A 2,547-nucleotide genomic window follows, 5' to 3' on the forward strand; every position below is an offset into this window, starting at 1 on the left:
GTGGTCGTCGACCCCGACGGCCCGCTCGTCGACGAGGCCCGCACGCTGGCCCGCGAACTGGGCATCGGGCTCAGTGCCGGGCCCGCGGCGGCGGGGGACGTCGAACTGGTGCTGCGCGAGGGCACCGAGGGCGGTCGGGAGGGGTACGTGCTGCGTACCCGGGACGGCCGCGTCACCGTCGCCGGCAGCGCCGAGGCCGGCGTCTTCTACGGCACCCGCACCCTGCTGCAGTCCGTCCGGGACCGCGGACGCATGTCGGAGGGCGTCGTCCGGGACCGGCCGGACCGGCCGCAGCGAGGGCTGATGCTGGACATCGCCCGCAAGCACTTCCCGGCGGAGTGGATCGAGGCCCGCATCCGGCGGATGGCCGACCTCAAGCTGAACCAGCTGCAACTGCACCTCTCCGACGACCAGGCGTTCCGGGTCGAGAGCAGCAGCCACCCCGAGATCGTGTCCGAGGCGCACCTCACCAAGGAGGAGGTGCGGGGGATCGTGGAGCTGGCCGAGTCGCTGCACATCACCGTCATCCCGGAGATCGACTCGCCCGGTCACCTGGGCGCCGTGCTGAAGGCCCATCCCGAGCTGCAGCTGCGCGGCCGGGACGGCAAGCCGGTACGGGGCGCGGTGAACATCGCCGACCCGCGGGCCGCCCGACTCGTCGACGACCTGCTGCGGGAGTACGCGGAACTCTTTCCCGGCCGCTACTGGCACCTCGGCGGTGACGAGTACCGCCCGCTCACCGCCGCCGACCCGGGCGCCTCCTTTCCCGGCCTGCTGAAGGCCGCCCGGGAGCGCCACGGGCCGCAGGCGACCGTCCAGGACCTCGCCACCGGCTGGCTCAACGACCGGGCCGCCGTCGTCACCGGGATGGACCGGATCCCGCAGGTCTGGAACGACGGCATGCACCGCGGCGGCACCGTCCGGCCCTCGAAGGACCGTCAGGTGGCGTACTGGACGGGCAAGGAGATAGGGGCCCGGCAACCGCAGGAGTACCTCGACGAGGGCTGGAACCTCGTCAACCTCAACGACGAGTACCTCTACTACGTACTCGGTGAGCCGCAGCAGTTCACCTATCCCACCGGCGAGCGCATCTACCGGGAGTGGACACCGGCCGTGCTGCGCGGCACCCAGCCGGTGTCCGAGGACGTCTCGGGACCGGACCGGGTGCTCGGCGGCCGGTTCGCGGTGTGGTGCGACCTCGCGGACGCGCAGACCACGGAAGAGGTGGCCGAGGGCATTCGGCTGCCGCTGGCGGCCACCGCCCAGAAGCTGTGGGACCCGGAGGAGCCGGCACTGAGCTGGGAAGACTTCACCGAGCTGGCCGAACGGACCGAGTGAGTGCGGGGGCGCTGCCCCGGAACGCCGAAGACGGCCGGAGTCGCCACCCCCCACAGGAGAGACCCCGGCCGCCGTCGAGTACGGACTGCGCAGGCAGGTCCGTACTCCACTCAGCGCCAAGGCCCCGATATGTGTTACACGCCCCTCGGAGAGAGCGTGCACGTACGCCTGCAAGTACAGATGCAAGTACATCTACTCCCCGGTTCGGCATGGACGAGAGCGTGGGGAAGGCCGTAGCGTTCTGCATACAGACGGGTTAGTCGAAGATTGAACAGACTGAACCGAGCGGTTCGCCCGGCCAGGGGCGTGGCCGGAACCACCACGCAAAGTAGGGCAGGACGTCAGCGTGCAGGGGGACGAGGCGGAACTCACCGCCGCGGTGCGTGCGGCACAGGAAGGCGACGAAACCGCCTTCCGTGCCGTATATCGTGCCGTCCAGCCGCGGCTGCTGGGATACGTACGGACACTGGTTCCCGAGTCGGACGCCGAGGACGTGGCGTCCGAAGCGTGGCTCCAGATAGCCCGTGACCTCGACAGGTTCAGCGGCGACGCGGACCGCTTCCGCGGCTGGGCCGCCAGGATCGCCCGCAACCGCGCTCTCGACCACATCCGGGCCCGCAGCCGCCGCCCGGTCGCCGGCGGCGACGAGAGCGAGCTGACCGTCCTGCCCGGCGGGGCCGACACCGCCGACGAGGCGATGGAAGCCCTCGACACCGGCCGGACGATGGCGCTCATCGGTCGGCTGCCCGACGACCAGGCCGAAGCCGTCGTACTGCGTGTGGTCATGGGACTCGACGCGAAGAGCGCGGCCCAGGTGCTGGGCAAACGTTCCGGGGCCGTCCGCACCGCCGCACACCGCGGCCTGCGGCGGTTGGCGGAGATGCTCGACGGCGAGGGACTGTCCGACGGGTCGGACGGCACCATTCCAGATCATCGACCGAACCGTGTGCGGGGTGTGACGGAAAGGGCGGCGCGAACGCTGAGAGAAACGTGATGTCCGACGAGCGGTACAACTGGCTCGACGAGGAAGCCGCGGAGCGCCTGCTGCGCGGCCGGCCCGTCGACTCCGCAGCCGCCCCGGACGCCGAACAACTCCAGCAGGCCCTGCGCGGCATCGCCGACGCCCCGCCCGCCACCTCCGAACTGCCCGGGGAGGACGCCGCTCTCGCGGCGTTCCGCGAAGCCCGCGGACAGGCGGCCGGCGGCGGA

The 2,547-nt window shown here is 71.5% G+C and carries 2 protein-coding genes and 1 pseudogene; all 3 read left to right on the forward strand.

All coding sequences use genetic code 11. The annotated features are described in order from the left end of the window. A partial coding sequence (locus ACYVE9_RS22500; RefSeq protein ID WP_461029713.1) for a beta-N-acetylhexosaminidase occupies positions 1-1,338 on the forward strand: 1,338 nt, incomplete at its 5' end. 346 nt (positions 1,339-1,684) lie between these two features. Beyond that, positions 1,685-2,332: an RNA polymerase sigma factor gene (locus tag ACYVE9_RS22505; protein WP_461029714.1), complete on the forward strand. Its 648-nt coding sequence runs from the start codon at positions 1,685-1,687 to the stop codon at positions 2,330-2,332. Beyond that, positions 2,332-2,547: pseudogene (locus ACYVE9_RS22510) on the forward strand (hypothetical protein); the annotation flags it as partial. The gene ACYVE9_RS22505 and the pseudogene ACYVE9_RS22510, both read left to right, overlap by 1 nt.

It is taken from the genome of Streptomyces sparsus (genome assembly GCF_054776295.1).